Origin of the sequence: Gordonia sp. (in: high G+C Gram-positive bacteria), from assembly GCF_012515855.1 — a bacterium.
In the GTDB taxonomy this organism is placed as follows: domain Bacteria; phylum Actinomycetota; class Actinomycetes; order Mycobacteriales; family Mycobacteriaceae; genus Gordonia.
In genome coordinates this window covers 1-23917 of record NZ_JAAYXO010000107.1, presented here as the reverse complement: position 1 = coordinate 23917, position 23917 = coordinate 1, and the positions used below count along the sequence as shown (strand labels likewise).

The 23917-nt window shown below is 68.5% G+C and carries 23 protein-coding genes and 2 pseudogenes; 19 read left to right on the top strand and 6 right to left on the bottom strand.

The genetic code is table 11. The features are described 5' to 3' along the window. Positions 1-5: 5 nt before the first annotated feature. The 4 genes from GX543_RS07955 to GX543_RS07940 are packed head-to-tail and all read right to left on the bottom strand — an operon-like array spanning position 6 to position 2311. Positions 6-680, bottom strand: a complete 675-nt coding sequence (locus GX543_RS07955; RefSeq protein ID WP_290851110.1) for an alpha-ketoglutarate-dependent dioxygenase AlkB — start codon at positions 678-680, stop codon at positions 6-8. After that, positions 677-1270 carry a methylated-DNA--[protein]-cysteine S-methyltransferase gene (locus GX543_RS07950; RefSeq protein ID WP_290851109.1) on the bottom strand — a complete coding sequence of 198 codons (594 nt, stop codon included), beginning with the start codon at positions 1268-1270 and terminating at the stop codon, positions 677-679. The genes GX543_RS07955 and GX543_RS07950 overlap by 4 nt, the downstream gene beginning before the upstream one ends. Then, the gene (locus GX543_RS07945; protein ID WP_290851108.1) at positions 1267-1752 is read right to left on the bottom strand and encodes a sigma-70 family RNA polymerase sigma factor; all 486 of its coding nucleotides are present in this window, start codon (positions 1750-1752) and stop codon (positions 1267-1269) included. Before GX543_RS07945 ends, GX543_RS07950 begins: the two co-directional genes overlap by 4 nt. Before the next feature lie 49 nt (positions 1753-1801). Then, on the bottom strand, positions 1802-2311 hold the full coding sequence (locus GX543_RS07940) for a methylated-DNA--[protein]-cysteine S-methyltransferase (protein ID WP_290851107.1): 510 nt from the start codon (positions 2309-2311) through the stop codon (positions 1802-1804). A 99-nt stretch (positions 2312-2410) separates the two neighbouring features. On the opposite strand from GX543_RS07940, the gene GX543_RS07935 reads away from it, so the two are divergent. From GX543_RS07935 to GX543_RS07920, 4 genes are all read left to right on the top strand, one after another. Continuing rightward, entirely contained in the window at positions 2411-3040 is a 630-nt protein-coding gene (locus GX543_RS07935; RefSeq protein WP_290851106.1) for a histone deacetylase, read from the top strand. Then, positions 3037-3918 (top strand): bifunctional hydroxymethylpyrimidine kinase/phosphomethylpyrimidine kinase, encoded by an 882-nt coding sequence (locus tag GX543_RS07930; RefSeq protein WP_290851105.1) that lies wholly within the window; start codon positions 3037-3039, stop codon positions 3916-3918. Before GX543_RS07935 ends, GX543_RS07930 begins: the two co-directional genes overlap by 4 nt. Before the next feature lie 10 nt (positions 3919-3928). Next, a complete protein-coding gene (locus GX543_RS07925; protein ID WP_290851104.1) occupies positions 3929-4339 on the top strand; it encodes a hypothetical protein in 411 nt (136 codons plus the stop codon). Positions 4340-4507: 168 nt separating this feature from the next. Beyond that, complete coding sequence (locus tag GX543_RS07920; protein WP_290851103.1) at positions 4508-5134, top strand: TetR/AcrR family transcriptional regulator; 627 nt, start codon at positions 4508-4510, stop codon at positions 5132-5134. A gap of 16 nt (positions 5135-5150) precedes the next feature. Here GX543_RS07920 and GX543_RS07915 read toward each other — a convergent pair whose 3' ends face one another. After that, positions 5151-6341 carry an acyl-CoA dehydrogenase family protein gene (locus GX543_RS07915; protein WP_290851102.1) on the bottom strand — a complete coding sequence of 397 codons (1191 nt, stop codon included), beginning with the start codon at positions 6339-6341 and terminating at the stop codon, positions 5151-5153. Between the two features lie 216 nt (positions 6342-6557). Here GX543_RS07915 and GX543_RS07910 point away from each other — a divergent pair, with 216 nt between their 5' ends. The 15 genes and pseudogenes from GX543_RS07910 to nuoN all read left to right on the top strand — a co-directional run bounded on the left by GX543_RS07910 (position 6558) and on the right by nuoN (position 23686). Continuing rightward, positions 6558-7772: an acetyl-CoA C-acetyltransferase gene (locus GX543_RS07910; protein ID WP_290851101.1), complete on the top strand. Its 1215-nt coding sequence runs from the start codon at positions 6558-6560 to the stop codon at positions 7770-7772. Between the two features lie 156 nt (positions 7773-7928). Beyond that, complete coding sequence (locus GX543_RS07905) at positions 7929-8291, top strand: NADH-quinone oxidoreductase subunit A (RefSeq protein WP_290851129.1); 363 nt, start codon at positions 7929-7931, stop codon at positions 8289-8291. 131 nt (positions 8292-8422) lie between these two features. Next, a pseudogene (locus GX543_RS07900) lies at positions 8423-8977 on the top strand (NADH-quinone oxidoreductase subunit B family protein). Next, positions 8974-9666 (top strand): NADH-quinone oxidoreductase subunit C, encoded by a 693-nt coding sequence (locus GX543_RS07895; protein WP_290851100.1) that lies wholly within the window; start codon positions 8974-8976, stop codon positions 9664-9666. Before GX543_RS07900 ends, GX543_RS07895 begins: the two are co-directional and overlap by 4 nt. Beyond that, a complete protein-coding gene (nuoD, locus tag GX543_RS07890) occupies positions 9666-10973 on the top strand; it encodes an NADH dehydrogenase (quinone) subunit D (RefSeq protein WP_290851099.1) in 1308 nt (435 codons plus the stop codon). Before GX543_RS07895 ends, nuoD begins: the two co-directional genes overlap by 1 nt. Beyond that, positions 10970-11653 (top strand): NADH-quinone oxidoreductase subunit NuoE, encoded by a 684-nt coding sequence (nuoE, locus tag GX543_RS07885; RefSeq protein ID WP_290851098.1) that lies wholly within the window; start codon positions 10970-10972, stop codon positions 11651-11653. Before nuoD ends, nuoE begins: the two co-directional genes overlap by 4 nt. Beyond that, the gene (gene nuoF / locus GX543_RS07880) at positions 11650-13014 is read left to right on the top strand and encodes an NADH-quinone oxidoreductase subunit NuoF (RefSeq protein WP_290851097.1); all 1365 of its coding nucleotides are present in this window, start codon (positions 11650-11652) and stop codon (positions 13012-13014) included. The genes nuoE and nuoF overlap by 4 nt, the downstream gene beginning before the upstream one ends. Beyond that, positions 13011-15446: an NADH-quinone oxidoreductase subunit G gene (locus GX543_RS07875; RefSeq protein ID WP_290851096.1), complete on the top strand. Its 2436-nt coding sequence runs from the start codon at positions 13011-13013 to the stop codon at positions 15444-15446. The genes nuoF and GX543_RS07875 overlap by 4 nt, the downstream gene beginning before the upstream one ends. Next, the gene (gene nuoH / locus GX543_RS07870; RefSeq protein WP_290851095.1) at positions 15439-16794 is read left to right on the top strand and encodes an NADH-quinone oxidoreductase subunit NuoH; all 1356 of its coding nucleotides are present in this window, start codon (positions 15439-15441) and stop codon (positions 16792-16794) included. Before GX543_RS07875 ends, nuoH begins: the two co-directional genes overlap by 8 nt. Beyond that, positions 16787-17371, top strand: coding sequence for an NADH-quinone oxidoreductase subunit NuoI (gene nuoI, locus GX543_RS07865; protein ID WP_290851094.1), 585 nt, complete (start codon positions 16787-16789; stop codon positions 17369-17371). Before nuoH ends, nuoI begins: the two co-directional genes overlap by 8 nt. After that, complete coding sequence (locus GX543_RS07860) at positions 17368-18162, top strand: NADH-quinone oxidoreductase subunit J (protein ID WP_290851093.1); 795 nt, start codon at positions 17368-17370, stop codon at positions 18160-18162. The genes nuoI and GX543_RS07860 overlap by 4 nt, the downstream gene beginning before the upstream one ends. Then, positions 18159-18458 (top strand): NADH-quinone oxidoreductase subunit NuoK, encoded by a 300-nt coding sequence (gene nuoK, locus GX543_RS07855; RefSeq protein WP_290851092.1) that lies wholly within the window; start codon positions 18159-18161, stop codon positions 18456-18458. Before GX543_RS07860 ends, nuoK begins: the two co-directional genes overlap by 4 nt. Before the next feature lie 4 nt (positions 18459-18462). Continuing rightward, on the top strand, positions 18463-20364 hold the full coding sequence (gene nuoL / locus GX543_RS07850; RefSeq protein WP_290851091.1) for an NADH-quinone oxidoreductase subunit L: 1902 nt from the start codon (positions 18463-18465) through the stop codon (positions 20362-20364). Next, the gene (locus GX543_RS07845; RefSeq protein ID WP_290851090.1) at positions 20361-22016 is read left to right on the top strand and encodes an NADH-quinone oxidoreductase subunit M; all 1656 of its coding nucleotides are present in this window, start codon (positions 20361-20363) and stop codon (positions 22014-22016) included. The genes nuoL and GX543_RS07845 overlap by 4 nt, the downstream gene beginning before the upstream one ends. After that, the gene (gene nuoN / locus GX543_RS07840; protein ID WP_290851089.1) at positions 22013-23686 is read left to right on the top strand and encodes an NADH-quinone oxidoreductase subunit NuoN; all 1674 of its coding nucleotides are present in this window, start codon (positions 22013-22015) and stop codon (positions 23684-23686) included. Before GX543_RS07845 ends, nuoN begins: the two co-directional genes overlap by 4 nt. 13 nt (positions 23687-23699) lie before the next feature. On the opposite strand, the pseudogene GX543_RS07835 reads toward nuoN, so the two are convergent. Beyond that, positions 23700-23917 (bottom strand): annotated as a pseudogene (locus GX543_RS07835) (NTP pyrophosphohydrolase); the annotation flags it as partial.

The window sequence follows — 23917 nt, the reverse complement described above, 5'->3', positions numbered from 1 at the left end:
CGGGGTCAGATCGGATGGTCGTCGAGGCCGGTGACCCGCATGGTGATGTTGATGCGACCGGTGCCGAGCCCACAGTCGTGCGGCGCGGTGCCGGGGTAGATCTTCGGCACACCGTGGAACGCCAGGCGTGACGGGCCGCCGAAGACGAAGAGATCACCGGAGTGCAGGTCGAGATCCCGGTAGGGCCGACCGCGGGTCTCGGTGTTCCCGAACCGGAAGCACGCGGTGTCGCCGATCGAGAGCGAGACCACCGGCGCCGGGGACCTTTCGTCGCGGTCCTGGTGCATGCCCATCTTCGCGGCAGTGTCGTAGTAGTTCACGATCGCGGTGTCCGGCGTGTAGTCGGCGGCGTGCGGATCGTCGATCTCGGCCAGCGCCCGTCTGCCGAGTCGCACCATCCAGTCCGGAAAGTCCAGGACGCGCCGACCGTTCACGTCGACGGCCTCGCGCGAATAGGCGTACGGCCGCCAGTGCCAGCCGAGACAGACGGTGCGCACGCTCATGGGGTGCTGCCCGAGCATCGGCGAGTGAGCGGGCACCGGACCTGCGGCCCACCGTCGGAACTGGTCGACGAGCCACCGCTGCTGCATCGAGGTGAGCCAGCCGGGGACGTGCGCGGCCCCGTCCGGGAGGTCCGGACCGGGCAGCCCGAGATCGACGTCGTCGAACAGGGAGTTCATGCGACGCCTTCGAGGTCGAGGAGCGCAGTCTTGGCCGCGAGGCCGCCGAGGTAGCCGCCGAGCGATCCGTCCGATCGCAGCACCCGGTGACACGGCACGACAACGGGCAGCGGATTGGTGGCGCACGCCGATCCGACCGCACGCACCGCGTTCGGATTGCCGACCGATTCGGCCACCTCCCGGTACGACTGCGTGTGCCCGTAGCCGATGGTGGGCAGGTACTGCTGAACGATCTGCCGGAACCCGGACGAGAGGCGGAAGTCCAACGGCACGTCGAAGCGCTGCCGCCTGTGTGCGAAGTAGTCGTCGAGTTGGACCGCGATCGGGTCCAGCCGGGCCGGCGCCGACAGAATACTGGGACTCACCTTGGTCGCGAGGGTGTCGAGAACGGCGTCGAAGCCCTCGGACTCGAACGCGACGCGCACCAGCCCCCGGTCGGTTGCGGCCAGCAGCAACGGACCGATCGGGCTGTCGACGACGCGGTAGGCGATGTCGAGGAGCCCGCGACGGTCCGCTGCTGCGGCAAGCCGGTCACGTAGTCGCGAGAGGTCGGCGTCTGACACCGGGAAGAGTTCGGTCTGGTCGGTCATCGGATGGCCCCTTCCTGGGAGTACCTGGTTCGCAGCTTCTTGATGCCGTCGGCGGCGGCGCGGCGCACCGCTGCCGGGGTACCGCCGATCAGCTCGGCGGTCTCCGCGTGTGTGAGATGTCCGAGGTAGTGGTAGGCGACGGCGAGCCGTTGTCGTTCCGGGAGTTGCCCGACGGCGTCCCAGAGGTCGGCGTCGTCGTCGCCGGGCAACCGCTGCCGGGTCGGGCCGTCGGGCAGGTGGTCGGTCGGGACGGCCCGCCGTGCCCGGCCCCGCACCACGTCGATCGCCTTCCGCTGCGCCACGCGCACCAGCCACGCTTCGACGTTCGTCTCGTCGTCGAGTGTCGGCCAGGCCGTCAACGCGGCGAGGAAGGTCTCCGACCACGCGTCGTCGGCGTCGGCGCCCGGCCCCAACACCGCGCGGCACACCCGCAGCACGGTGGCGCCGTGACGGTCGACGGCTCGCTCGAACGGTTCTCTCATGGTCATCACACGGTAGACGCGCCGCGTGCGTCGACTGTGAGGTCCGCGGTCAGAACAGTCGTGATGCCGCGACTTCGGGCGGCTCTTCGATCTCCAGCAGCCGCCGCTTGCGGTCGAGGCCGCCGGCATAGCCCGTCAACGATCCGTCCGCGCCGATCACCCGGTGGCACGGGATGATGACGCTGATCGGGTTGTGGCCGACGCACTGCCCGACGCGCTGGGCGAGCCGGGGATTGCCGAGTCGGGTGGCGAGTGCGCCGTAGGTGGTGGTGGTCCCGTAGGGAATCTCGAGTAGCAGGGCCCAGACCTTCTCCGAGAAGTCGTCGCCGTTGGTGACGATGGGGATGTCGAAGGCGCGTCGCTCGCCCGCCGTGTACTCGTCCAGTTCCCGCGCGGTGCGGACGAACAGCGGGTCGTCGGGCGTGGTCGCCTCGCCGTAGTCGGACTCCGGCGGCAGGTGCCAGTGGGCCGGGAAGTAGATCGCCGCCAGCCTGTCGCCGTCGGCCACCATCGTCAGTTCGCCCAACTCGGTCGGCACCACCGCGTGTCGTCGTGTCATCTCGATCACCTCTCCCTGTCACCATTCATAGAGCAGTCGCGGACGGAGCGGAGAATGTGAGGTCGGCACCGCCGGTTCGGGTGACTACCCTCGAAGACCATGAGCACGGGACAGGTCTGGTACGCGAGCTACGGCTCCAACCTCTGCTCGGAGCGGCTGAACTGCTATCTCGCCGGCGGCCGACCCGAGGGCGGTCGTCGCACCTACCCCGGCGCACGCGACACCACGCCGCCCGCAGACAGCGTGGCTCTGACGCTTCCCGGCCGGATCTACTTCGCGCAGCAGTCCGCCACCTGGGGCGGCGGCATGGCCTTCTACGACCACCGCAGGCCCGGTCCCACCCCGGCGCGGGCCTATTTGGTGACCGTGGAGCAGTTCGCCGACATCGCGATGCAGGAGATGGACCGCGAGCCCACGCCGCTCAGCGCGGTGGAGAAGGCAGTGCTCGATCCGAGCGTCCTTGCCGCCGACGACGCCTTCCATCAGTGCGGCGTCGGCCTGTACTCCCGACTGCTGCGCGTCGGGACACGTGACGGCTCCCCGATCCTCACGTTCACCGCCCCGCACGACATCGACGAGGTTCCCCACGTCGCGCCGACGCCACCGTATCTGGCAATGATCGGCGCGGGTCTGACCGAATCGCACGCCTGGGGGCCGGCTGCCATCGCCGATTACCTCGACGCCTGTCAGCCTGCAAAGATGTCAGAAATGACAGCGAGAAAGCGTTGAGTCCCGACGCCACCACCCCCGGCCCCGGTCTCTTCGTCACCGACGACGCGCAAGGCTTCGAGCTCGACCCACGACCGGCTGAGGTCGTGGTCTTCGGCTCGCACCTGGCCTTCGGGTCGGTGGGACTGAACGCGGGCTTGCCGGTGTACGCCGAAGCCGGAATCCGATGTGCGGCGATTCCGACGATCGTGCTGAGCAACCTGCCGCACTATCGGTCGGTTCAGGCGATCGACGTCTCCGCCGATTGGATCACCGCGTCGTTGCGCGACCTCACCGCGGCTGGTGCGCTGCGTTCGCTACGCGCGGTGGCGGTCGGCTACCTGGCGGCACCGTCGCAGGCGCACGCCATCGCCGACTGGTACCTCGGTCTGGACCCGGCCGCCAGGCCGCCCCTCGTGCTGGATCCGACGTTCGGCGACGCCGACGTCGGCTTCTACACCGATCCCGCGGTAGCACCCGCGCTCCGCGAACGGTTGGTCCCGCTCGCCACCGTCGTCACGCCGAATCTGTTCGAACTCGCGCATCTCACCGCGGGTGATGACGACGCAAGCGATGTCGCGCCGTCGGACATCAGTACCACCGTCGTTCGCGCTCGGACGCTCCTCGCGTCCGACGACGCGTCGGCGATCGTGACCGGAGTCCGAACCGGTGACGGCGAGATCACCAACCTCGTCGTCGGCACGACCACCGACTCGGTGGTCGCCGGCCGAGAGATCCCCACCGGGGCCAAGGGTCTCGGCGACACGTTCACCGCGACGCTGGTCGCCGCCCAGCTCCACGGCGCATCGCTGACCGCGGCCGTGGAAGCCGGTGCCGCACGGGTTCGCCGGGCCATCGAAGACCGCGAACGCGCCCGAACCGGAGCGCCCGACAACTAGGGTCACAGGTGTGAGCCGCGACGACCGTTCCCCCGCCGAAGATCGCGTCACGCTGCGCGTGCTGGTGTACTCCGACAACCCCGGCACCCGGCGACAAGTGCTCGGGACTCTCGACGAGCAACTCCACCCCGACCTGCCCGACCTGCAGCTGATCGAAGTGGCGACCGCGCCGACGGTCCTCGCGCACCTCGACGAGCGGACCGTCGACCTCGCGATTCTGGACGGCGAGGCCGCACCGGTCGGCGGCATGGGTCTGGCGAAACAGATTCGCGACGAGTACGAGCCGTGCCCGCCGCTACTGGTCCTGATCGCACGGCGGGCCGACCGCTGGTTGGCCGACTGGTCGCGCGCCGACGCGACCGCCGCCCTCCCCATCGACCCGCTGGAACTCCCCCGAACCGTGGTCGACCTGCTCAGGTGAAGAGTTGCTCGTACGCGAGCAACTCACGCTTGGTCCGAACGATCCGAGCGGAGCCAACTGCTTCGTGATTGCGACACTCGTGACAATCTCGCCTCTCAGCTCCCCCACTCCTCCTCGTCGGTACATGTGCAGCTTCTGCAATGATTCACGAGAGAAGGAAGGACTGCCATGCCGTCGTCGAACACGAAGAACGCAGTGCGCATCAGCACGTCCGAGCGCATCATCGTCACGGCCGAGCGACTGTTCAGCGAACGCGGAGTCGACGCTGTCTCGTTGCGCGAGGTCGGCGCCGAGGCCGGTCAGCGTAACAGCGGCGTGGTTCAGTACCACTTCGGCGACAAAGAGCATCTCCTGACCGCCATCCTGGAGTTCCGGATGCAGCGGATCAACGAACACCGTCGACGCATGCTCGACGCCGTCGAGCTACAGGGGCGAGAGCCGGATCTGCGCGAGTACGTCGAAGCGTTCATTCTGCCGCTGGCCACCGACAACACCCCGGACAGCCACTATGCCCGCTTCTGTGCCCAGCTGTTGGCCGATCCTCGACGCCGCCGAGGGCTTGGCCGGGACTCGGCGAGCAGTTTGCGGGAGACTTGGGCCGGCATCCGCGCCTCGCTGGATAGTCTGCCCGCAGACATGATCGAAGATCGCCTGTCGATGCTCATCAACATGTCCATCCGCACCATCGCCGACCACGAAGGGGCATTCTCCGACGCCGACACCGCCTGGGTGATCAATCTGATTGACGCCGCGATCGGCCTGCTGACAGCGCCAGTCTCAGTGGCCAGGGCATGAATCACCCCGGCACAGGTCACAGCCCGTAACTGCGGAGCACGCCCTTGCTGATGATGGTCTTCTGGATCTCGCTGGTGCCCTCGCCGATGAGCAGGAACGGCGCCTCGCGCATCAGGCGTTCGATCTCGTACTCCTTGGAGTAGCCGTAGCCGCCGTGGATGCGGAAGCTCTCCTGGGTCACTTCCGCGCAGTACTCGCTGGCGAGGTACTTGGCCATGCCCGCGGCGACGTCGTTCCGGTCACCGGAGTCCTTGAGTCGCGCCGCGTTCACCATCATCAGATGGGCGGCCTCCACCTTGGTGGCCATCTCGGCGAGCTTGAACGAGATCGCCTGGTGGTCGACGATCGGCTTGCCGAAAGTCTGCCGCTGCTGCGCGTAGCGGGCCGCGAGCTCGAAGCTGCGCAGGGCCAGGCCGCAGGCGCGCGCGGAGACGTTGACGCGCCCCACCTCGACGCCGTCCATCATGTGGCCGAAGCCCTTGCCCGGCTCGCCGCCGAGGATGTCGGTGGCCGGGGCGCGGTAGCCGTCGAAGATCAACTCCGTGGTGTCGATCCCCTTGTAGCCCATCTTCTCGATCTTTCCGGGGATGGTGACGCCAGGAACCACCTCGCCGAACCCCGCGGGCTTCTCCACCAGGAACGTCGTGAGGTTTCGGTGAGGCTTGTCGGCACCCTCGTCGGTCTTCACCAGTGCGGCCACCAGGGTCGACGTGCCGCCGTTGGTGAGCCACATCTTCTGCCCGTTGATCACGTAGTCGTCACCGTCGCGTGTGGCGCGGGTCCGAATGGCCGCGACGTCGGAGCCGAGTTCCGGCTCGGACATCGAGAAGGCGCCGCGAACCTCGCCGGTGGCCATGCGCGGCAGAAAGCGCTGCTTCTGCTCCTCGGTCCCGTGCTGACGGATCATGTACGCGGTGATGAAGTGCGTGTTGATGACGCCGGAGACGCTCATCCACCCGCGCGCCAGTTCTTCCACGCACAGCGCGTAGGTCAGCAGCGATTCACCGAGCCCGCCGTACTCGGTGGGGATCATCAGGCCGAACAGCCCCATCTGCGCCATCTGGTCGACGATCTCTTGCGGGTAGGTGTCGGTGTGCTCCAATTCCTGCGCGTTCGGGATGATCTCCTTGTCGACGAACGACCGGACGGCCGCGAGCACGTCGCGTTGAAATTCGGTGAGGTCGGGGGTCTGCGCGAGTCGCGTCACGGCAATTGTCCTTACGAAGGGGAAGGGCCGTCCGTTCGACCCGATGCACTGTTGCCGTTATATCCCGATCGTCGCTACATCTCGATCTCGGGAAGCCCGGAAAGTTCCTCGCACACCACGGTGGCGTCGCCGCCCCGCCACAGCACCGGCAAGATCGGAGAATAAACTCCGCACCCTCGTCACCGCTGAGTGACGCACTCTGAAAGGCACCCACCCATGCGTGAAGCAGTCATTTGCGAACCCGTCCGCACCCCCATCGGCCGTTACGGCGGGATGTTCCGCGACATCACCGCCGTGGACCTCGGGGTCACCGCCCTGCGCGGCCTGATGGATCGGACCGGCGTCGCCCCGGAGGAGATCGGCGACGTGATCCTCGGACACTGCAACGGCAACAGTGAGGCGCCGGCGATCGGACGGGTGGTCGCGCTCGACGCCGGGCTGCCGGTCACCGTCCCCGGAATGCACATCGACCGCCGGTGCGGTTCGGGACTGCAGGCCGTGATCCAAGCTGCGATGCAGGTGGTCCTCGGCGACAACGACGTCGTCGTCGCCGGCGGCACCGAGTCGATGAGCAACGCCGCGTTCTACTCCACCGACATGCGCTGGGGCGGGGCCCGCGGTGGCGTCACCGTGCACGACGGCCTGGTCCGCGCACGATCGACCGCGGGCGGACGGTACTACCCCGTTCCCGGCGGCATGATCGAGACCGCCGAGAACCTGCGCCGCGAGTACGGGATCTCCCGCCAGGAGCAGGACCAACTGGCTGTCGAGTCACATCGTCGCGCCGTCGCGGCCCAGCGCAGCGGCGCGCTCGCCGAAGAGATCATCCCGGTGACGGTCTCCGACCGCCGCGGCGACCGCGTCATCGACACCGACGAGCATCCGCGAGCCGACACCGATCTCGACGGACTCTCGCGCCTGCGTCCGATCCTCGGCAAGCAGGACCCCGAGGCCACCGTCACCGCGGGCAACGCCAGCGGACAGAACGACGCCGCGTCGATGTGCATCGTGACCACGCCGGAGAAGGCTGCCGAACTCGGTCTCACGCCGCTGGTCCGGTTGGTCTCCTGGGCCGTCGCAGGCGTTGAACCGAAGGTCATGGGCATCGGCCCGGTGCCCGCCACCGCCGCCGCACTCGCCAAGGCAGATCTGTCGCTCACCGACATCGACCTCATCGAGCTCAACGAGGCGTTCGCCGCCCAGGCCCTCGCGGTGACGCGCGAGTGGAAGTTCACCGACGCGGACTTCGAGCGGACCAATGTTCACGGGTCGGGGATCTCGCTCGGCCACCCCGTCGGCGCCACCGGCGGCCGCATGCTGGCCACCCTGGCGCGCGAACTCGTCCGGCGCGATGCCCGATACGGTCTGGAGACCATGTGCATCGGCGGCGGCCAGGGACTCGCCGCCGTCTTCGAACGAGTCGGCGCCTGACACCGACTCGCTGACATCAGCAGACGACCCGTGACTTCACCGAGAAGTCCCACAGCCCACGCGTTTACGTGAGTAGGGTGTGCATCAGGTCACAGCTTCACGCGAGCCGTGACACCCGTCTCAGACTCGTTCGAGGAAGAGGAGGCGCTGCGGGGAATGAATGCCTACGGACCGATCCTGGTGCTCGGCGCGATTGCGCTGGCGTTCGCGCTCGTCTCTGTCGTCCTCGCCTCCGTCGTCGGCCCTCGCCGATACAACCGAGCGAAGCTCGAGGCCTACGAGTGCGGCATCGAGACCCTGCCTCCGAGCGCGGGCCTGGTCCAGCGGTTCCCGGTGAAGTACTACCTGACCGCGATGCTGTTCATCATCTTCGACATCGAGATCGTCTTCCTCTATCCGTGGGCGGTGGCCTCGGACAGCCTCGGCTGGTTCGGGCTGCTGGCCGTGGCCCTCTTCATCGTCAACGTCTCCGTCGCCTACGCCTACGAGTGGCGCCGCGGAGGACTCCGCTGGGACTGAGCCGCCCAACGCCGAACCCGTCAACCGAATACCGACGGCCGACCACCCCGGCCGCACATCGCACGACCCCTCCGGTCCGGACCGGAACTGGCCCGTGCGACCGAAACAAACGAACGTAAGGAGGCACGGTCATGGGACTCGAGGAGCAGTTGCCCGGCGGTTTCCTGTTGAGCACCGTCGAAGGCCTCGCCGGCTACATGCGCAAGGGATCTCTGTGGCCCGCGACCTTCGGTCTGGCCTGCTGCGCCATCGAGATGATGGCGACCACCGCGGGCCGCTACGACCTCGCCCGGTTCGGCATGGAGGCCTTCCGCGCGTCGCCGCGGCAGGCCGACCTGATGATCGTCGCCGGGCGGGTGAGCCAGAAGATGGCCCCGGTGCTCCGGCAGATCTACGACTAGATGGCCGAACCGAAGTGGGTCCTCGCGATGGGCGTGTGCGCGTCGTCGGGCGGCATGTTCAACAACTACGCGGTGGTCCAGGGCGTCGACCACGTGGTGCCTGTCGACATCTACCTCCCCGGATGTCCCCCGCGGCCGGAGATGCTGCTGAACGCGATCCTCAAACTCCACGAGCAGATCCAGCAGATGCCACTCGGCGTCCACCGCGACGAGGCCATTCGCGCGGTCGAGGCGGCAGCGCTGTCGGCGCCGGCGACCCTCGAACTGAAGGGACTGCTGCGATGAGCCGCGACGTCTCCCGCACCGGTGGCGATCACGATGTCATCGGCACCCGACGCGGCTTGTTCGGCGCCGAGGGCACCGGCGACACGTCGGGGTACGGCGGTCTGGTGGCTCCGATCGCGATGCCCGGCAGCACCGACCGCCCGTTCGGCGGCTACTTCGACGAGGTGATCGACGAACTCGAGGCGGGTCTGGTCCGGCGCGGGGTCAGCGTCGATGCCGCTGTCGAGAAGGTGCTGGTCGACCGCGGCGACCTCACCGTCTTCGTCGACCGCGCCCATCTGCTGCTGGTCGCCGCCACCCTGCGCGACGAGCCCGCGCTGCGCTTCGAACTGTGTCTCGGCGTCAGCGGAGTGCACTACCCCGAGGAGACCGGTCGCGAGCTGCACGCGGTGTACCCGTTGCGCTCGATCACCCACAACCGTCGGATTCGGTTGGAGGTCGCGGTCCCGGACTCCGATCCGCATCTGAGCACCCTGCTGCCGGTGTACCCGACCAACGACTGGCACGAGCGCGAGACCTACGACTTCTTCGGCATCGTCTTCGACGGGCATCCGTCGCTCACGCGCATCGAGATGCCCGACGACTGGGAAGGCCACCCGCAGCGCAAGGACTACCCGCTCGGCGGCATTCCGGTGCAGTACAAGGGCGCCACCATCGCGCCACCCGAGCAGCGGAGGAGGTACAACTGATGCCCGGCCAGACCACCTTCACCGCCAGCGGTCGCGACTGGGACGAGGTCGTCGCCGCGGTCCGCGAGCGCGCCGCGTCCGGCCCCGACGACGAGCGAATCGTCGTCAACATGGGCCCCCAGCACCCGTCCACCCACGGGGTGCTGCGGCTGATCCTCGAGATCGACGGCGAGACCGTCACCGAAGCCCGCTGCGGCATCGGCTACCTCCACACCGGCATCGAGAAGAACCTCGAATTCCGGACGTGGACGCAGGGCGTCGCGTTCGTGACGCGGATGGACTACCTGTCGCCGTTCTTCAACGAGACCGCCTACTGCCTGGCGGTGGAGAAGCTCCTCGGCATCACCGACGACATCCCGAAACGCGCCTCGGTGATCCGCGTGCTGCTGATGGAGCTCAACCGGATCAGCTCGCACCTGGTGGCATTGGCAACCGGCGGCATGGAGCTCGGCGCGGTCACCCCGATGTTCTTGGGGTTCGGCGCCCGCGAGACGATCCTCGACCTCTTCGAAGACATCACCGGTCTGCGGATGAACCACGCCTTCATCCGTCCCGGCGGCCTCGCGCAGGACCTCCCCGAAGGCGCGGAACAGAAGATCTCCGACGTCCTGGACGCCCTGCCCGGCCAGATCGCCGAGGTCGAGGCGCTGCTGACCGAGAACTACATCTGGCGGGCGCGCACCCAGGGCGTCGGCTACCTCGACCTCACCGGCTGCATGGCGCTCGGGATCACCGGGCCCGTCCTGCGGTCCACCGGCCTCCCCTACGACCTCCGCAAGTCCGATCCGTACTGCGGCTACGAGAACTACGAGTTCGACGTCATCACGGACACCGCATGCGACTCCTACGGCCGCTATCTGATCCGCGTGGAAGAGATGAAGCAGTCGATCCGCATCGTGCGACAGTGCCTCGACGCGCTGGAGCCCGGCCCGGTGATGGTGGCCGACCGCAAGCTGGCGTGGCCGGCTGACCTGGCGGTCGGACCGGACGGCATGGGCAACTCGCCCGAGCACATCGCCGAGATCATGGGCATGTCGATGGAATCGCTCATCCACCACTTCAAGCTCGTCACCGAGGGGATGCGCGTGCCCGCGGGTCAGTGCTATGTGGCGATCGAGTCGCCCCGCGGCGAGCTCGGGGTCCACCTGGTCTCCGACGGCGGCACCCGCCCCTATCGGGTCCACTTCCGCGATCCGTCGTTCACCAACCTGCAGGCGGTCGCCGCGATGTGCGAGGGCGGCCTGGTCGCCGACGTCATCACCGCGGTGGCCAGCATCGATCCGGTGATGGGAGGGGTCGACCGATGAACGAGCCCGTTTTCGTCGACCTGCCGAGCGTCGCGTCGGACCGCACTCCGCCCCCGACGTTCACCGCGGGCGTCCCGATCGAGCCGATCGAGTTCGACGGCCCCCTGCACTACCCCGACGACACCGCCGCGGCTCTGGCCGCCGAGGCCGCGACGATCATCGCGAAGTATCCGCAGTCCCGGTCTGCGCTCCTGCCGCTGCTGCACCTGGTGCAGAGCCATGACGGCTACCTGACGCGTGCGGGCGTCGCGTTCTGCGCACAGCAGCTCGGCCTGTCGACCGCCCAGGTCGGCTCGGTGGCCACCTTCTACACGATGTATCGGAGGCAGCCGACCGGCGACTACTTCGTCGGGGTCTGCACCAATGCCCTGTGCGCGGTGATGGGCGGCGACGCGATCCTCTCCGACCTCACCGACTCGCTCGGCATCGCGCCGGGCGGCACCACCGACGACGGCGTTGTGACCGTCGATCGCGTGGAGTGCAACGCGGCGTGCGACTTCGCTCCGGTGGTGATGGTGAACTGGGAGTTCTTCGACAATCAGACGCCGGACTCGGTCAAGGCGCTGATCGACGACCTCCGGGCAGGAAATCCGCCCGCGCCCACCCGCGGGCCGTCGAGCCTCTGCACGTTCCGTCAGGCCGCCCGCCTGCTGGCAGGCGTCGAGGAGGAGCAGCCGTGATCGCCATCAGCCTGCCGTCGTCGACCCCCGAACCCGCCGAACTGCCGATCCTGTCTCGACACTGGGGCGAGCCCGAGTCATGGACGCTCCGCAACTACGTCGCCCAGAAGGGGTACCAGGGGCTCAAGGCCGCCCTCCGCATGACCCCGGACGACGTGATCGCCCAGGTCAAGGAATCCGGACTGCGCGGCCGCGGCGGCGCGGGCTTCCCTGTCGGCACCAAGTGGTCGTTCATTCCGCAGGGCGCAGCACCTGGGGGCGACGGCACGCCCCACTACCTGGTGGTCAACGCCGACGAGTCCGAGCCCGGGACGTGCAAGGACATGCCGCTGATGCTGGCCTCCCCGCACATGCTGATCGAAGGCGTCGTCATCGCCGCCTACGCCATCCGCGCCTCGCACGCCTTCATCTACGTCCGCGGCGAGGTGGCCGGGGTGGTCCGTCGGTTGCGCCACGCGGTCGCCGAGGCGTACGACGCCGGCCTGCTCGGCGCCGACGTCCTCGGTTCGGGGTTCGCCCTCGAGCTCGTCGTCCACGCCGGCGCAGGCGCCTACATCTGCGGCGAGGAGACCGCACTGCTGGACTCGCTGGAAGGTCGGCGCGGACAGCCGCGCCTGCGTCCGCCGTTCCCCGCCGTCGCCGGTCTGTATGCCAGCCCGACGGTGGTCAACAACGTGGAATCCATCGCGAGCGTTCCAGCCATCCTGCGCAACGGCGCCGAGTGGTTCGGCCGGTTCGGGACCGAGAAATCCGCCGGGTACACGATGTACTCGCTGTCGGGCCACGTGGTGCGGCCGGGCCAGTACGAGGCGCCGCTGGGAGTCACCCTGCGCGAACTCCTCGACCGCGCGGGCGGCATCCGCCCCGGTCACACCCTGAAGTTCTGGACCCCGGGCGGATCGTCGACCCCGATGTTCACCGCCGAGCACCTGGACGTCCCCCTCGATTACGAGGGAGTCGGCGCCGCGGGGTCGATGCTCGGCACCAAGGCCCTCCAGATCTTCGACGACTCGGTCTGCGTGGTCCGCGCGGTTCTGCGATGGGCGGAGTTCTACGCACACGAGTCGTGCGGCAAGTGCACCCCGTGCCGGGAGGGCACCTACTGGATGGTGCAGATCATGCGCCGCCTGGAAGCCGGCGACGCCACCGAGGACGACCTCACCAAGATCCTCGACATCACCGACAGCGTGGTGGGCAACTCGTTCTGTGCGCTCGGCGATGCGTCGGGAGTGCCGATCCGCAGCTCCATCGAGCACTTCCGCGACGAGTACCTGGCCCACTTTCCGGGCGACGGGCATCCGGGCGGCTGCCCGTTCGACCCGTCGAAGGCCACCGTCTTCGGAGAAGGGGGCACACAGTGACCGCACCCAAGAACTCGACGCCTGATGGTCCCGCCCCCGCTGACAAGGTGACGCTCACGATCGACGACGTCGAGGTCTCCGTACCCAAGGGCACGCTGGTGATTCGGGCGGCCGAAACGGTCGGCATCGAGATCCCCCGCTTCTGCGACCATCCGCTGCTGGCCCCCGCGGGCGCGTGCCGCCAGTGCCTGGTCGATGTGGAAGGCCAGCGCAAGCCGATGGCGTCGTGCACCATCGTCGCGACCGAGGGCATGGTCGTTCGGACGCAACGCACATCCGCCACCGCCGATCGCGCGCAAGAGGGCGTGATGGAGCTGCTGCTGATCAACCACCCGCTCGACTGCCCCACCTGCGACAAGGGCGGCGAATGTCCCCTGCAGAACCAGGCGATGACGGCCGGGCGTCCGCAGTCCCGGTACGGCGGCGTCAAACGGATCTTCACCAAACCGGTACCACTCTCGACCGGGATCCTGCTCGACCGCGAGCGGTGCATCTCGTGTGCCCGCTGCACTCGCTTCGCCGACGAGATCGCGGGCGACCCGCTGATCGAGCTCGCCGAGCGCGGCGCACGACAGCAGGTCAGCACCACCTCCGACGAGCCCTTCGACTCCTATTTCTCCGGAAACACCGTGCAGATCTGCCCGGTGGGCGCCCTCACCGGCACCGCGTACCGCTTCCGGTCGCGGCCGTTCGACCTGATCTCGTCGCCGAGCGTCTGCGAGCACTGCGCGGGCGGCTGCGCCCAGCGCACCGATCACCGGCGCGGCCAGGTGCTCCGCCGCATGGCCGGCGACGATCCCGAGGTCAACGAAGAATGGAACTGCGACAAGGGTCGATGGGCGTTCACCTACGCCACCCGTCCCGATCGCGTCACCGCGCCGCTGGTCCGCGGCGACGACGGCGAACTGCACGAGGCCGCGTGGTCGCACGCGCTCGCCGTCGCGGCCCGCGGACTCGCCGCGGCCCGCGGACGCACCGGCGTGCTGATCGGCGGGCGCGCCACCGTCGAAGACGCCTACGCATACGGCAAGTTCGCTCGCGTGGCTCTGGCCAGCAACGACGTCGACTTCCGGGTCCGTTCGCACTCGGCCGAAGAAGCCGACTTCTTGGCCGCGCACGTCGCGGGCAGCGGCATCGGACTCACCTACACCGAACTCGAGCATGCACCGACGGTCGTGATGGCCGGTCTGGAGCCCGAAGAGGAATGCCCGATGCTGTTCCTTCGTCTCCGGAAGGCTGTGCGACACCGCCGACAGCGGGTGTACGCGATCGCCGCGTGGGCCAGTCCCGGCGTCACCAAGCTCGACGGCTCGCTCCTGCCGTGCGTTCCCGGCCACGAGGCGGCCGTGCTCCGCGAGGAGCGCGTGCACCGCCTGCTGGCCGAGCCCGGTGCCGTGCTGCTGGTCGGCGAACGCCTCGCCGCCTTCCCCGGCGCGTTGTCCGCCGCGGCCGATCTCGCCGCGGCGACGGGTGCACATCTGGCGTGGGTCCCCCGCCGGGCAGGCGAGCGCGGTGCCCTCGACGTGGGGGCCGCCCCCAATCTGCTCCCAGCCGGCCGGCCGCTCTCGTCGGATCGGGCGCGCGGCGACCTCGCCGCCGTGTGGGGCTCGCGTCCACCCGCGACCCCCGGCCGCGGAACCGCGGCCATGCTCGACGCCCTGACCTCGGGCGATCTCTCGGCCATAGTCGTCGGCGGCGTCGAGTTCGACGACCTGCCGGACCCCGCGGCAGCCCATCGGGCTCTCGATGCCGCCGACTTCGTGATCAGCCTGGAACTGCGACGCAGTGCCGTCTCCGTGCGAGCCGACGTGGTGTTCCCAGTGGCCGCGGTCGCCGAGAAGGCAGGCACCTTCGTCGACTGGGAGGGGCGTCCGCGGCCCTTCGACGTCGCGCTGCCGCCCGCACAGGGTGACGGCGGCGCACTACCCGTCTCCGACCACCGCGTGCTCCACGCGCTTGCGGCCGAGATGGGCGTCGACCTCCGCTGCAACGACGCCGCGACCATCCATGCCGAGTTCGCCGCCATCGGCGGCTGGCAGGGCGAGCGGCAGGAGCTCGGCCCGGCGGGCCTCCCCGACCTCCCGACGCCGGCGAAGGGCCAAGCGGTGCTCGCGTCGTGGCGGATGCTGCTCGACTTCGGCCGGATGCAGGACGGCGAACCGAACCTGGCGGGCACGGCGCACCCCGCAACCGTCCGCCTGTCCGCGGCCACCGCCCGCGAGATCGGTGTGGCCGACGGCGACCGCGTCGGGGTCCGCGCCGATCACGCTGCGATCGATCTGCCGTTGACGATCACCGAGATGCCCGACCGGGTGGTCTGGCTGCCGATGAACTCCCCGGGATCCCGGGTGTGCCCGATGCTCAACGTGGCACCGGGCGCGCTGGTCACCATCGAGCCCGCGGCCGCGAACGGGGGCCGTGAGAATGATTGACTCGACGCAGGCACAGACCGCATTCCCCGATCTGTCGAGCTTCGGCCACGACGCCTGGTGGCTCGTGCTCGCCAAGTCGATCCTGATCTTCGTGTTCCTGGTGCTGACCGTCCTGGTGGGGATCCTCGCCGAACGCAAGATCATGGCGCGCATGCAGTACCGGATCGGTCCCAACCGAGTGGGCTGGCACGGGGCGTTGCAGTCACTGGCCGACGGCGTCAAGCTCGCTCTCAAGGAGGGGATCACGCCGTTCGGCGTCGACAAGGTGCTGTACTTCCTGGCACCGGTCATCTCGGTGGTGCCCGCCGTGATGGCGTTCGCGGTGATCCCGATGGGTCCGGAGGTCTCCGTCTTCGGGCATTGGACGCCGCTGCAGCTGACCGACCTACCGGTCGGGGTGCTCTACGTGCTCGCGCTCGCCTCGATCGGCGTCTACGGAATCGTGCTGGCCGGGTGGTCGTCCGGCTCCACATACCCGCTGCTGGGCGGACTGCGATCCACGGCCCAGGTGATCTCGTACGAGATCGCCATGGGATTGTCGTTCGCCGCCGTCTTCCTGCTCTCTACCACCATGTCGACGTCCGAGACCGTCGCCGCGCAGGTGCACCACTGGTACATCCTGCTCCTGCTGCCGTCGTTCGTGATCTACGCGATCTCAATGGTCGGCGAGACCAACCGCGCGCCCTTCGACCTTCCCGAAGCCGAAGGCGAACTGGTCGGCGGATTCCACACCGAGTACTCGTCGCTGAAGTTCGCGATGTTCATGCTCGCCGAGTACATCAACATGGCCACGGTGTCGGCGCTCGCCACCACGCTCTTTCTCGGCGGCTGGCAGGCGCCGTGGCCCCTCTCGATCTGGGACGGCGCCAACTCCGGTTGGTGGCCGCTGCTCTGGTTCACCGCGAAGATGTGGGCTTTCCTCTTCGTCTTCATCTGGCTGCGCACCACCCTGCCGCGCCTTCGCTACGACCAGTTCATGGGTCTCGGATGGAAGGTCCTGATCCCGTTCGCCTTGGTCTGGGTGATGGTGGTCGCGGTGATCCGGCAGGCCACGCGCGGGGCGTCGGACTGGACGTCGAGTCTGGTCCTGGCCGCCGCGGGCCTGGTGGTGACGGCTGTCCTCCTCGTGGCGATCAAGCGCGTGACCGTCGGCGGAGCTCCGGCCCCGAAGCCCGACCCGCCCGCACCCGGGACACCGTTCGATCCGATGGCGGGCGGCTTCCCGGTGCCGCCGCTGCCCGGTCAGGTGCTCCCGACCTCGGTGCCGTCGATCGATGCTGCGGCGACCCCGACATCCGCAGAAGAGTCCGCCGACCTACCCGCTGCCGAGGAGGCCCGTCATGTCTGAGTCCGGCAAGCCCAACTCGTCGCTGTTCCGAATCCCGGAGGCCCTGGCCGGTTTCGGTGTCACCTTCGGCGGCATGTTCCGTCCGACGATCACCGAGGAGTACCCGGAGAAGAAGGAGCCGACATCGCGCCGCTACCACGGCCGCCACCAGCTCAACCGCTACGACGACGGCCTCGAGAAGTGCATCGGCTGCGAACTCTGCGCCTGGGCGTGCCCCGCGGACGCGATCTACGTCGAGGGCGCCGACAACACCGACGACGGCCGATACTCGCCCGGCGAACGGTACGGCCGCGTCTACCAGATCAACTACTTGCGCTGCATCGGCTGCGGCCTCTGCATCGAAGCCTGTCCCACACGCGCCCTCACCATGACCAACGACTACGAGATGGCCGGGCCGTCGCGGGCCGGGATGATCTACGAGAAGGATCAGCTGCTGGCGCCGATGGAACCGGGCATGACCCCGGTGCCGCACCCGATGGCCGAGGGTTCTCGCCCCGAGGACTACTACCGCGGTGAGGTCGGCCCGGACGGATTGCGGACCGGGGTCCGGTCCGACCAGAACGCGGGCGACGCATGACGAGCCTGCTCCTGGCCGAGGAGCTCACCCGCACCTCGGGGACCGAGGCGGTGACCTTCTGGGTGCTCGGCACGATCGTCGTGATCGGTGCGCTCGGCGTCGTACTGAGCCCGAAGGCCGTGTACTCGGCGGTGTTCCTGGCGATGACGATGATCATCCTCGCGGTGTTCTACGTGATCCAGGGTGCGCTGTTCCTCGGCGTTGTGCAGGTGGTGGTCTATACCGGCGCGGTGATGATGCTGTTCCTGTTCGTGCTGATGCTGATCGGTGTCGACTCGTCCGAGTCGCTGGTCGAGACCATCAAGGGCCAACGATTCGCGGCCCTCGGTCTGGGCCTCGGCTTCGCGATCCTGCTGGTCGCGGCGATCGGCACCGCGAGCCTCAGCGTGTTCGTCGGCGCCCCCGACTACAGCCGCGGATCGGCCCCGGGAGGCGGCAACGAGAACATCCGCGCCCTGGCCGAGCTGATCTTCGGTCGGTACCTGTGGGCGTTCGAGCTCACCGGGGCGTTGCTGATCGCCGCCACGCTCGGCGCGATGGTGCTCGCCCACCGGCCTCGGCTCGGTCCGCGACGGGGCCAGCGCGAGCTCTCGATCGAGCGGTTCGCCAGCGGCTCGCACGCCACCCCGCTTCCCCCGCCGGGCGTGTACGCACGCCACAACGCCGTCGACATCCCCGCCCGGGAACCGGACGGCAGTCCGTCGACGTTGTCGGTCAACGCCATGATCACCGCGCGCGAACTCGCCGCCGACGCTGGGTCCACCGATCCGGAGTTGGAGGACCACCGATGAATCCCGCCAATTACCTGTACCTGGCCGCGATCCTGTTCGCGGTCGGCGCCGCGGGCGTCCTGATCCGCCGCAACGCCATCGTCGTCTTCATGTCCATCGAACTGATGCTCAACGCGGGCAACCTCTCGTTCGTCACGTTCGCGCGCATGCACGGCAGCCTCGACGGCCAGGTGATCGCCTTCTTCACGATGGTCGTCGCCGCAGCCGAGGTGGTGGTCGGACTGGCGATCATCATGATGATCTTCCGGACGCGCCGCTCCGCGTCGGTCGACAACGCGAACCTGTTGAGGCGGTGACCCGATGAGCCACCATCTCACCAGCACCCTGCTCTGGTTGATTCCCGGATTGCCCGCGCTCGGCGCGCTGATCCTGCTGGTCGGCGGACGTCGCACGGACCGCTGGGGCCATCTGCTCGCCACCGCCCTCGCCGGCGCCTCCGCTGTGCTGGGCATCGCGATGTGGATCGGGATGATCGGCCGCGACGACGCCTCCCGTGCCGTGCGGACCGGAACCTACGAGTGGATCTCCGCCGGGTCGTTCCGCGTCGACGCCACCCTGCTGCTCGATCAACTGTCTATGTGCTTCGTCCTGCTCATCACCGTCGTCGGCACGCTGATTCACCTGTACTCCATCGGGTACATGGCCGACGACCCCGCCCGCCGACGCTTCTTCGCGTACCTCAACCTGTTCGTCGCCGCCATGCTGGTCCTGGTGCTGGCCGACAGCTACCTCGGGCTCTACCTCGGGTGGGAAGGCGTCGGCCTGGCCTCCTACCTGCTCATCGGGTTCTGGCAGCACAAGCCCGCAGCCGCGACAGCCGCCAAGAAGGCCTTCGTGATGAACCGCGTCGGCGACATCGGGATGGTGGTCGCGCTCGCGCTGATGTTCGCCACCTTCGGCGCCGTCGACTTCGGCAGCGTGTTCGCGGAGGCGCCGGACGCGAGCGAGACCACCCTGACGTTCATCTGCTTCATGCTGTTGCTCGGCGCCTGCGCCAAGTCGGCGCAGGTTCCGCTGCAGGCCTGGCTGGGCGACGCGATGGAGGGTCCCACCCCGGTGTCGGCGCTGATCCACGCGGCGACCATGGTCACCGCGGGCGTCTACCTCATCACGCGGTCGGCGCCGCTCTTCAACCTCGCGCCCCACGCGCAGACCGGTGTCGTGGTGGTCGGCGTGGTGACCCTGCTGTTCGGCGCCATCGTCGGTTGCGCCAAGGACGACATCAAGAAGGCGCTTGCCGCGTCGACGATGAGCCAGATCGGCTACATGGTGTTGGCCGCCGGACTCGGCCCGGCAGGCTACGCGGTCGCGATCCTGCACCTGCTGACCCACGGCTTCTTCAAGGCCGGACTGTTCCTCGGATCCGGTTCGGTGATGCACGCGATGAACGACGAGACCGACATGCGTCGTCTCGGCGGACTCCGGACGGTCATGCCGATCACCTTCGTCACCTTCGGCTTCGGCTATCTCGCGATCATCGGGATTCCGCCGTTCTCCGGTTTCTACTCCAAGGACCACATCATCGAGGCAGCCCTCTCGTCGGGCGGCGCGCGCGGATGGCTCCTCGGTCTGGCCGCGATCGTCGGCGCAGGCATCACCGCGTTCTACATGACGCGCGTCATGGTGATGACGTTCCTGGGCGAACGCCGCTGGGCGCCCGACGCCAAACCGCACGAGGCCCCGCCGTCGATGACCGGCCCGATGATCGCGCTCGCCGTCGGCTCGGTGTTCTCCGGCGGGCTGCTCGCCATCGGCGGCACGCTGACCGATTTCCTCGCGCCGGTGGTCGGAACCGCGCCCGAGCATCACGGGCCACTGCCCGCGTGGGCGGTCACGGTGGTCGTGCTGGTGGTGGTCCTCATCGGCGTCGGCATCGCGTGGAACCGGTACGGTCGTGCCCCGGTCCCCGAGACCGCGCCCGTCGACGTCTCCGAGCTCACCCGTGCGGCACGCGCCGACCTCTACGGCGACGTCTTCAACGAACGCGTCGTCGCCGCTCCCGGCCAACTGCTGACCGCGGGCCTCGTCCGCGTCGAGGACCGGCTCCTCAGTGGCGCGACGGTGGGCATCGGCACGGCGGTGACCGGATTGTCGGAGGTCACTCGGCAGAGCCAGAACGGCTTCGTCCGCTCGTACGCCCTCTCGATCCTCGCGGGCACCGTCCTGGTGGCCGCTCTGACCCTGGTGGTGAGCGCGCTATGACGATGCCCTGGCTCACGGTGCTCTGGTTGCTGCCCGCCGTCGCGTCGCTGGTGGTTCTGGTGATGCCCGCCTCGCGGGCCGAGAACGCCAAGCATGTCGCGCTGGGCGCCTCGCTGCTGACCGTGGTGTGGGCGGTGATCGTGGCGACGCAGTTCTCCGCGGGCGACGGTCGCTTCCAACTCATCGAGGACGTCAGCTGGATCCCGGCGTTCGGCGCCCGCTACTCGCTCGCGCTCGACGGCATCGGGCTGGTGCTGATTCTGCTGACCGTGGTGTTGACGCCGATCCTGCTGCTGGCGGGGTGGCGCGACGTGACACCCGGTTCCGGCAGTCCGCGACGGGTGCACATCTATCTGGCGTTGATGCTGGCCGTCGAGGCGATGGTGTTGATGAGCTTCGTCGCCACCGACGTCCTGCTGTTCTACATCTTCTTCGAGGCCATGCTGGTGCCGATGTACTTCCTCATCGGTGGTTTCGGTCCGGCGGACGAGAAGGTGCGGGCGCGAGCCGCGGTCAAGTTCCTGCTGTACAACTTGTTCGGCGGACTCATCATGCTGGCCGCCGTGATCGGCGTCTACGTGGTCAGCGCGCGGTCGAATCTCGGGAGCGACGGCGGCGGCACCTTCAGCTTCATCGATCTCTCCGCCGCAGCGGCTACCGGCGGCCTCGACGCGTCGCCCGCCGCCCTCAACATCCTGTTCCTCGGCTTCCTGTTCGCGTTCGCCGTGAAGGCGCCGCTGTGGCCGCTGCACACGTGGCTGCCCGACGCCGCCGTCTCGACCACGCCGGCCGCCGCGGTGATGATGATGGCCGTCATGGACAAGGTCGGAACCTTCGCCATGCTCCGCTTCTGCGTCGGTCTGTTCCCCGAGGCTTCGGCCACGTTCGCTCCCTGGATCTCGGCGCTCGCCGTGGTCAGCATCGTCTACGGCGCCGTCTGCGCGATCGGACAGCGCGACGTGATGCGGTTGATCGCCTACACGTCGATCTCGCACTTCGGCTTCATCGTTCTCGGCGTCTTCGCGCTCACCAGTCAGGGTCAGTCGGGCTCGGCGCTGTACATGGTGAACCACGGTCTCTCGACCGCCGCGCTGTTCCTGATCGCGGGATTCTTGGTGAGCCAACGCGGCAGCGCCCTGATCGCGGACTACGGCGGCGTGCAGAAGATCGCGCCGATCCTGGCGGGGACCTTCCTGGTCGCGGGCCTGGCGACCCTGTCGCTGCCGGGACTCGCACCGTTCGTCAGCGAGTTCCTCGTGATCATCGGCACCTTCGTCCGCTACCCGGTCGCGGCGATCATCGCGTCGATCGCGCTGGTGCTCTCGGCGGTCTACATCCTCTGGACCTACCAGCGCATGATGGGCGGTCCGGTCCGCAAGAGCGCCACCGTCGACCAGTCCGAGCCGCAGATCCGCGACCTGAGCCTGCGGCAGAAGGTGGTCGTCGCGCCGTTGATCGTCGGGTTGCTGGTGCTGGGCTTCTTCCCGGGGCTGGCGCTCGACTACATCAATCCGGCGGTGGAGCAGAGCGCCGAGCGCGCACTGTGCGGTCACGTCGTCTACGAAGGCGCGTATCAGCCGCTGAACGGCGTCACGATGACACGCGCGTACGACACTTCCGTTGAACTCGACTGCACCTGGGAGGCCCGATGACCGCTCTCGCCATGGACCCCCAGAGCATCGACTACTTCCGGCTGTCGCCGATGCTGATCGTGTTCGGCGTCGCCGTGGTGTCGGTGCTGGTCGAGGCCTTCGCTCCCGCCGGTCGCCGCTATCTGATCCAGTTGTCGCTGGCCGCGGCCGGTCTGGTCGCGTCGATGGTCGCTCTCGGGTTCGTCGTCCGCTCGTACCAGGTCGACGGTGCGTCCGATGCGATGTCGGGTGCGGTCGTGATCGACGGGCCGAGTCTGTTTCTGCAGGGTGCGGTGCTGGTGGTGTCGCTGGGTGCGGTGGCCGTCATGGGCGAACGCCGGCTCGACCGGGTGTGGGCGCCCCTCGAAGTCCGGACCGCCGCCGGCGCACGGATAGCGGTGACCGGGTCCGGCCAGGACGCCGAAGGATCCGTCGTCGACGACGCCGACCTCCCCGCCGACGCCTTCACCCCGTCCGGAGCCACCGTTCCCGGGTCGTCGGACGAGCTCATCGCGGGCCGTGCCGGCACCATCACCACGGAGGTCTATCCCCTCGCGCTGCTCGCCATCGGCGGCATGATGCTGTTCGGCGCGTGCGGCGACCTGCTGACCATGTTCATCGCCCTCGAGGTGTTGTCGCTGCCGCTGTACCTGCTGTGTGCGCTGGCGCGGCGCCGTCGCCTACTGTCGCAGGAGGCCTCGCTCAAGTACTTCCTGCTCGGTGCGTTCTCGTCGGCAGTCTTCCTGTTCGGAGCGTCCTTCGCCTACGGGGCGACGGGCTCATTGGACCTGGGCGAGATCGGCGCAGCGGTGGCGGGCAATCACCTCGGCGGGTCTGCCGACCGCACGCTCGCCCTGCTGGCCCTCGCGTTGATCGCGGTCGGTCTGCTTTTCAAGGTCGGGGCCGTCCCCTTCGGGTCGTGGGTGCCCGACGTGTATCAGGGCGCTCCCAGTCCAGTGACCGCGCTGATGGCGTCGGCCACCAAGGTCGCCGCGTTCGGTGCGCTCCTCCGGGTGCTGCACGTGGCCTTCCCGTCCCTCCAATCGGACTGGCGCCCGGCGCTGTGGGTGGCCGCGATCGCGACGATGGTCATCGCCACCCTGATGGCTGTCACCCAGCACGACATCAAGCGGATGCTGGCGTACTCGTCGGTGAGCCACGTCGGGTTCGCGCTCGTCGGAGCCATCACCATCAGTCAGGCGGGCGTCGCCGCCACACTGTTCTACGTGGCCGCCTATGCGGTGTCTGCGTTCGGCGCGTTCGCGCTGCTGTCGGTGGTGCGCGACCAGACCGGCCGCGAGGCCACCGACTTCGACGCCTGGACCGGTCTCGGGCGTCGTCGGCCGCTGGTCGGCGCGATGATGTCGCTGTTCCTGCTCGCGTTCGCCGGGATCCCGCTGACCAGCGGATTCATCGCCAAGTTCGCCGTGTTCAGCGCCGCGGGCGACGACGGCGCCTGGGCCCTGGTGATCGTCGGTGTGGTCTGCAGCGCCATCGCCGCCTACTTCTACATCCGCGTCATCGTCGCCATGTTCTTCGCCGAACCGGCAGCCGACGGCCCCGACGTGGTCACCCCGAGTCTGCTGACGTCGATTCCGATCGCGGTGTCGGCCGCCATCACCCTCGTGCTCGGCATCTTCCCGCAGTGGCTGCTCGACATCGCCGACGCGGCGTCGACCTTTCTGCGCTGATCTCTGGGGCAGGTCACCTCTTTCGGAAGGCCGTCTCCCCGGTACCGGTCGCGGCCAGGCGAATCCGTTCGCGGAGGTCGTCGGAGGCGACGTCGTCGAGGTGGTCGATGCGGTGCCAGCCGACCTCGGTGAGTTCCCCGTCGGCCGGATACGGGTCCCCGGCAATCCAGCGGCAGCGGAAGGTCAGATCGAGGTAGTCGACCTGATCGCCGTTCACGTGCGTCTTGCGCG

Bases quoted from the DNA above. Each gene is read 5' to 3' on its own strand.
- GX543_RS07955 (WP_290851110.1), bottom strand. From the start codon at position 680: ATGAACTCCCTGTTCGACGACGTCGATCTCGGGCTGCCCGGTCCGGAC.
- GX543_RS07950 (WP_290851109.1), bottom strand. From the start codon at position 1,270: ATGACCGACCAGACCGAACTCTTCCCGGTGTCAGACGCCGACCTCTCG.
- GX543_RS07945 (WP_290851108.1), bottom strand. From the start codon at position 1,752: ATGAGAGAACCGTTCGAGCGAGCCGTCGACCGTCACGGCGCCACCGTG.
- GX543_RS07940 (WP_290851107.1), bottom strand. From the start codon at position 2,311: ATGACACGACGACACGCGGTGGTGCCGACCGAGTTGGGCGAACTGACG.
- GX543_RS07935 (WP_290851106.1), top strand. From the start codon at position 2,411: ATGAGCACGGGACAGGTCTGGTACGCGAGCTACGGCTCCAACCTCTGC.
- GX543_RS07920 (WP_290851103.1), top strand. From the start codon at position 4,508: ATGCCGTCGTCGAACACGAAGAACGCAGTGCGCATCAGCACGTCCGAG.
- GX543_RS07910 (WP_290851101.1), top strand. From the start codon at position 6,558: ATGCGTGAAGCAGTCATTTGCGAACCCGTCCGCACCCCCATCGGCCGT.
- GX543_RS07905 (WP_290851129.1), top strand. From the start codon at position 7,929: ATGAATGCCTACGGACCGATCCTGGTGCTCGGCGCGATTGCGCTGGCG.
- GX543_RS07895 (WP_290851100.1), top strand. From the start codon at position 8,974: ATGAGCCGCGACGTCTCCCGCACCGGTGGCGATCACGATGTCATCGGC.
- nuoD (WP_290851099.1), top strand. From the start codon at position 9,666: ATGCCCGGCCAGACCACCTTCACCGCCAGCGGTCGCGACTGGGACGAG.
- nuoE (WP_290851098.1), top strand. From the start codon at position 10,970: ATGAACGAGCCCGTTTTCGTCGACCTGCCGAGCGTCGCGTCGGACCGC.
- nuoH (WP_290851095.1), top strand. From the start codon at position 15,439: ATGATTGACTCGACGCAGGCACAGACCGCATTCCCCGATCTGTCGAGC.
- nuoI (WP_290851094.1), top strand. From the start codon at position 16,787: ATGTCTGAGTCCGGCAAGCCCAACTCGTCGCTGTTCCGAATCCCGGAG.
- GX543_RS07860 (WP_290851093.1), top strand. From the start codon at position 17,368: ATGACGAGCCTGCTCCTGGCCGAGGAGCTCACCCGCACCTCGGGGACC.
- nuoK (WP_290851092.1), top strand. From the start codon at position 18,159: ATGAATCCCGCCAATTACCTGTACCTGGCCGCGATCCTGTTCGCGGTC.
- nuoL (WP_290851091.1), top strand. From the start codon at position 18,463: ATGAGCCACCATCTCACCAGCACCCTGCTCTGGTTGATTCCCGGATTG.
- GX543_RS07845 (WP_290851090.1), top strand. From the start codon at position 20,361: ATGACGATGCCCTGGCTCACGGTGCTCTGGTTGCTGCCCGCCGTCGCG.
- nuoN (WP_290851089.1), top strand. From the start codon at position 22,013: ATGACCGCTCTCGCCATGGACCCCCAGAGCATCGACTACTTCCGGCTG.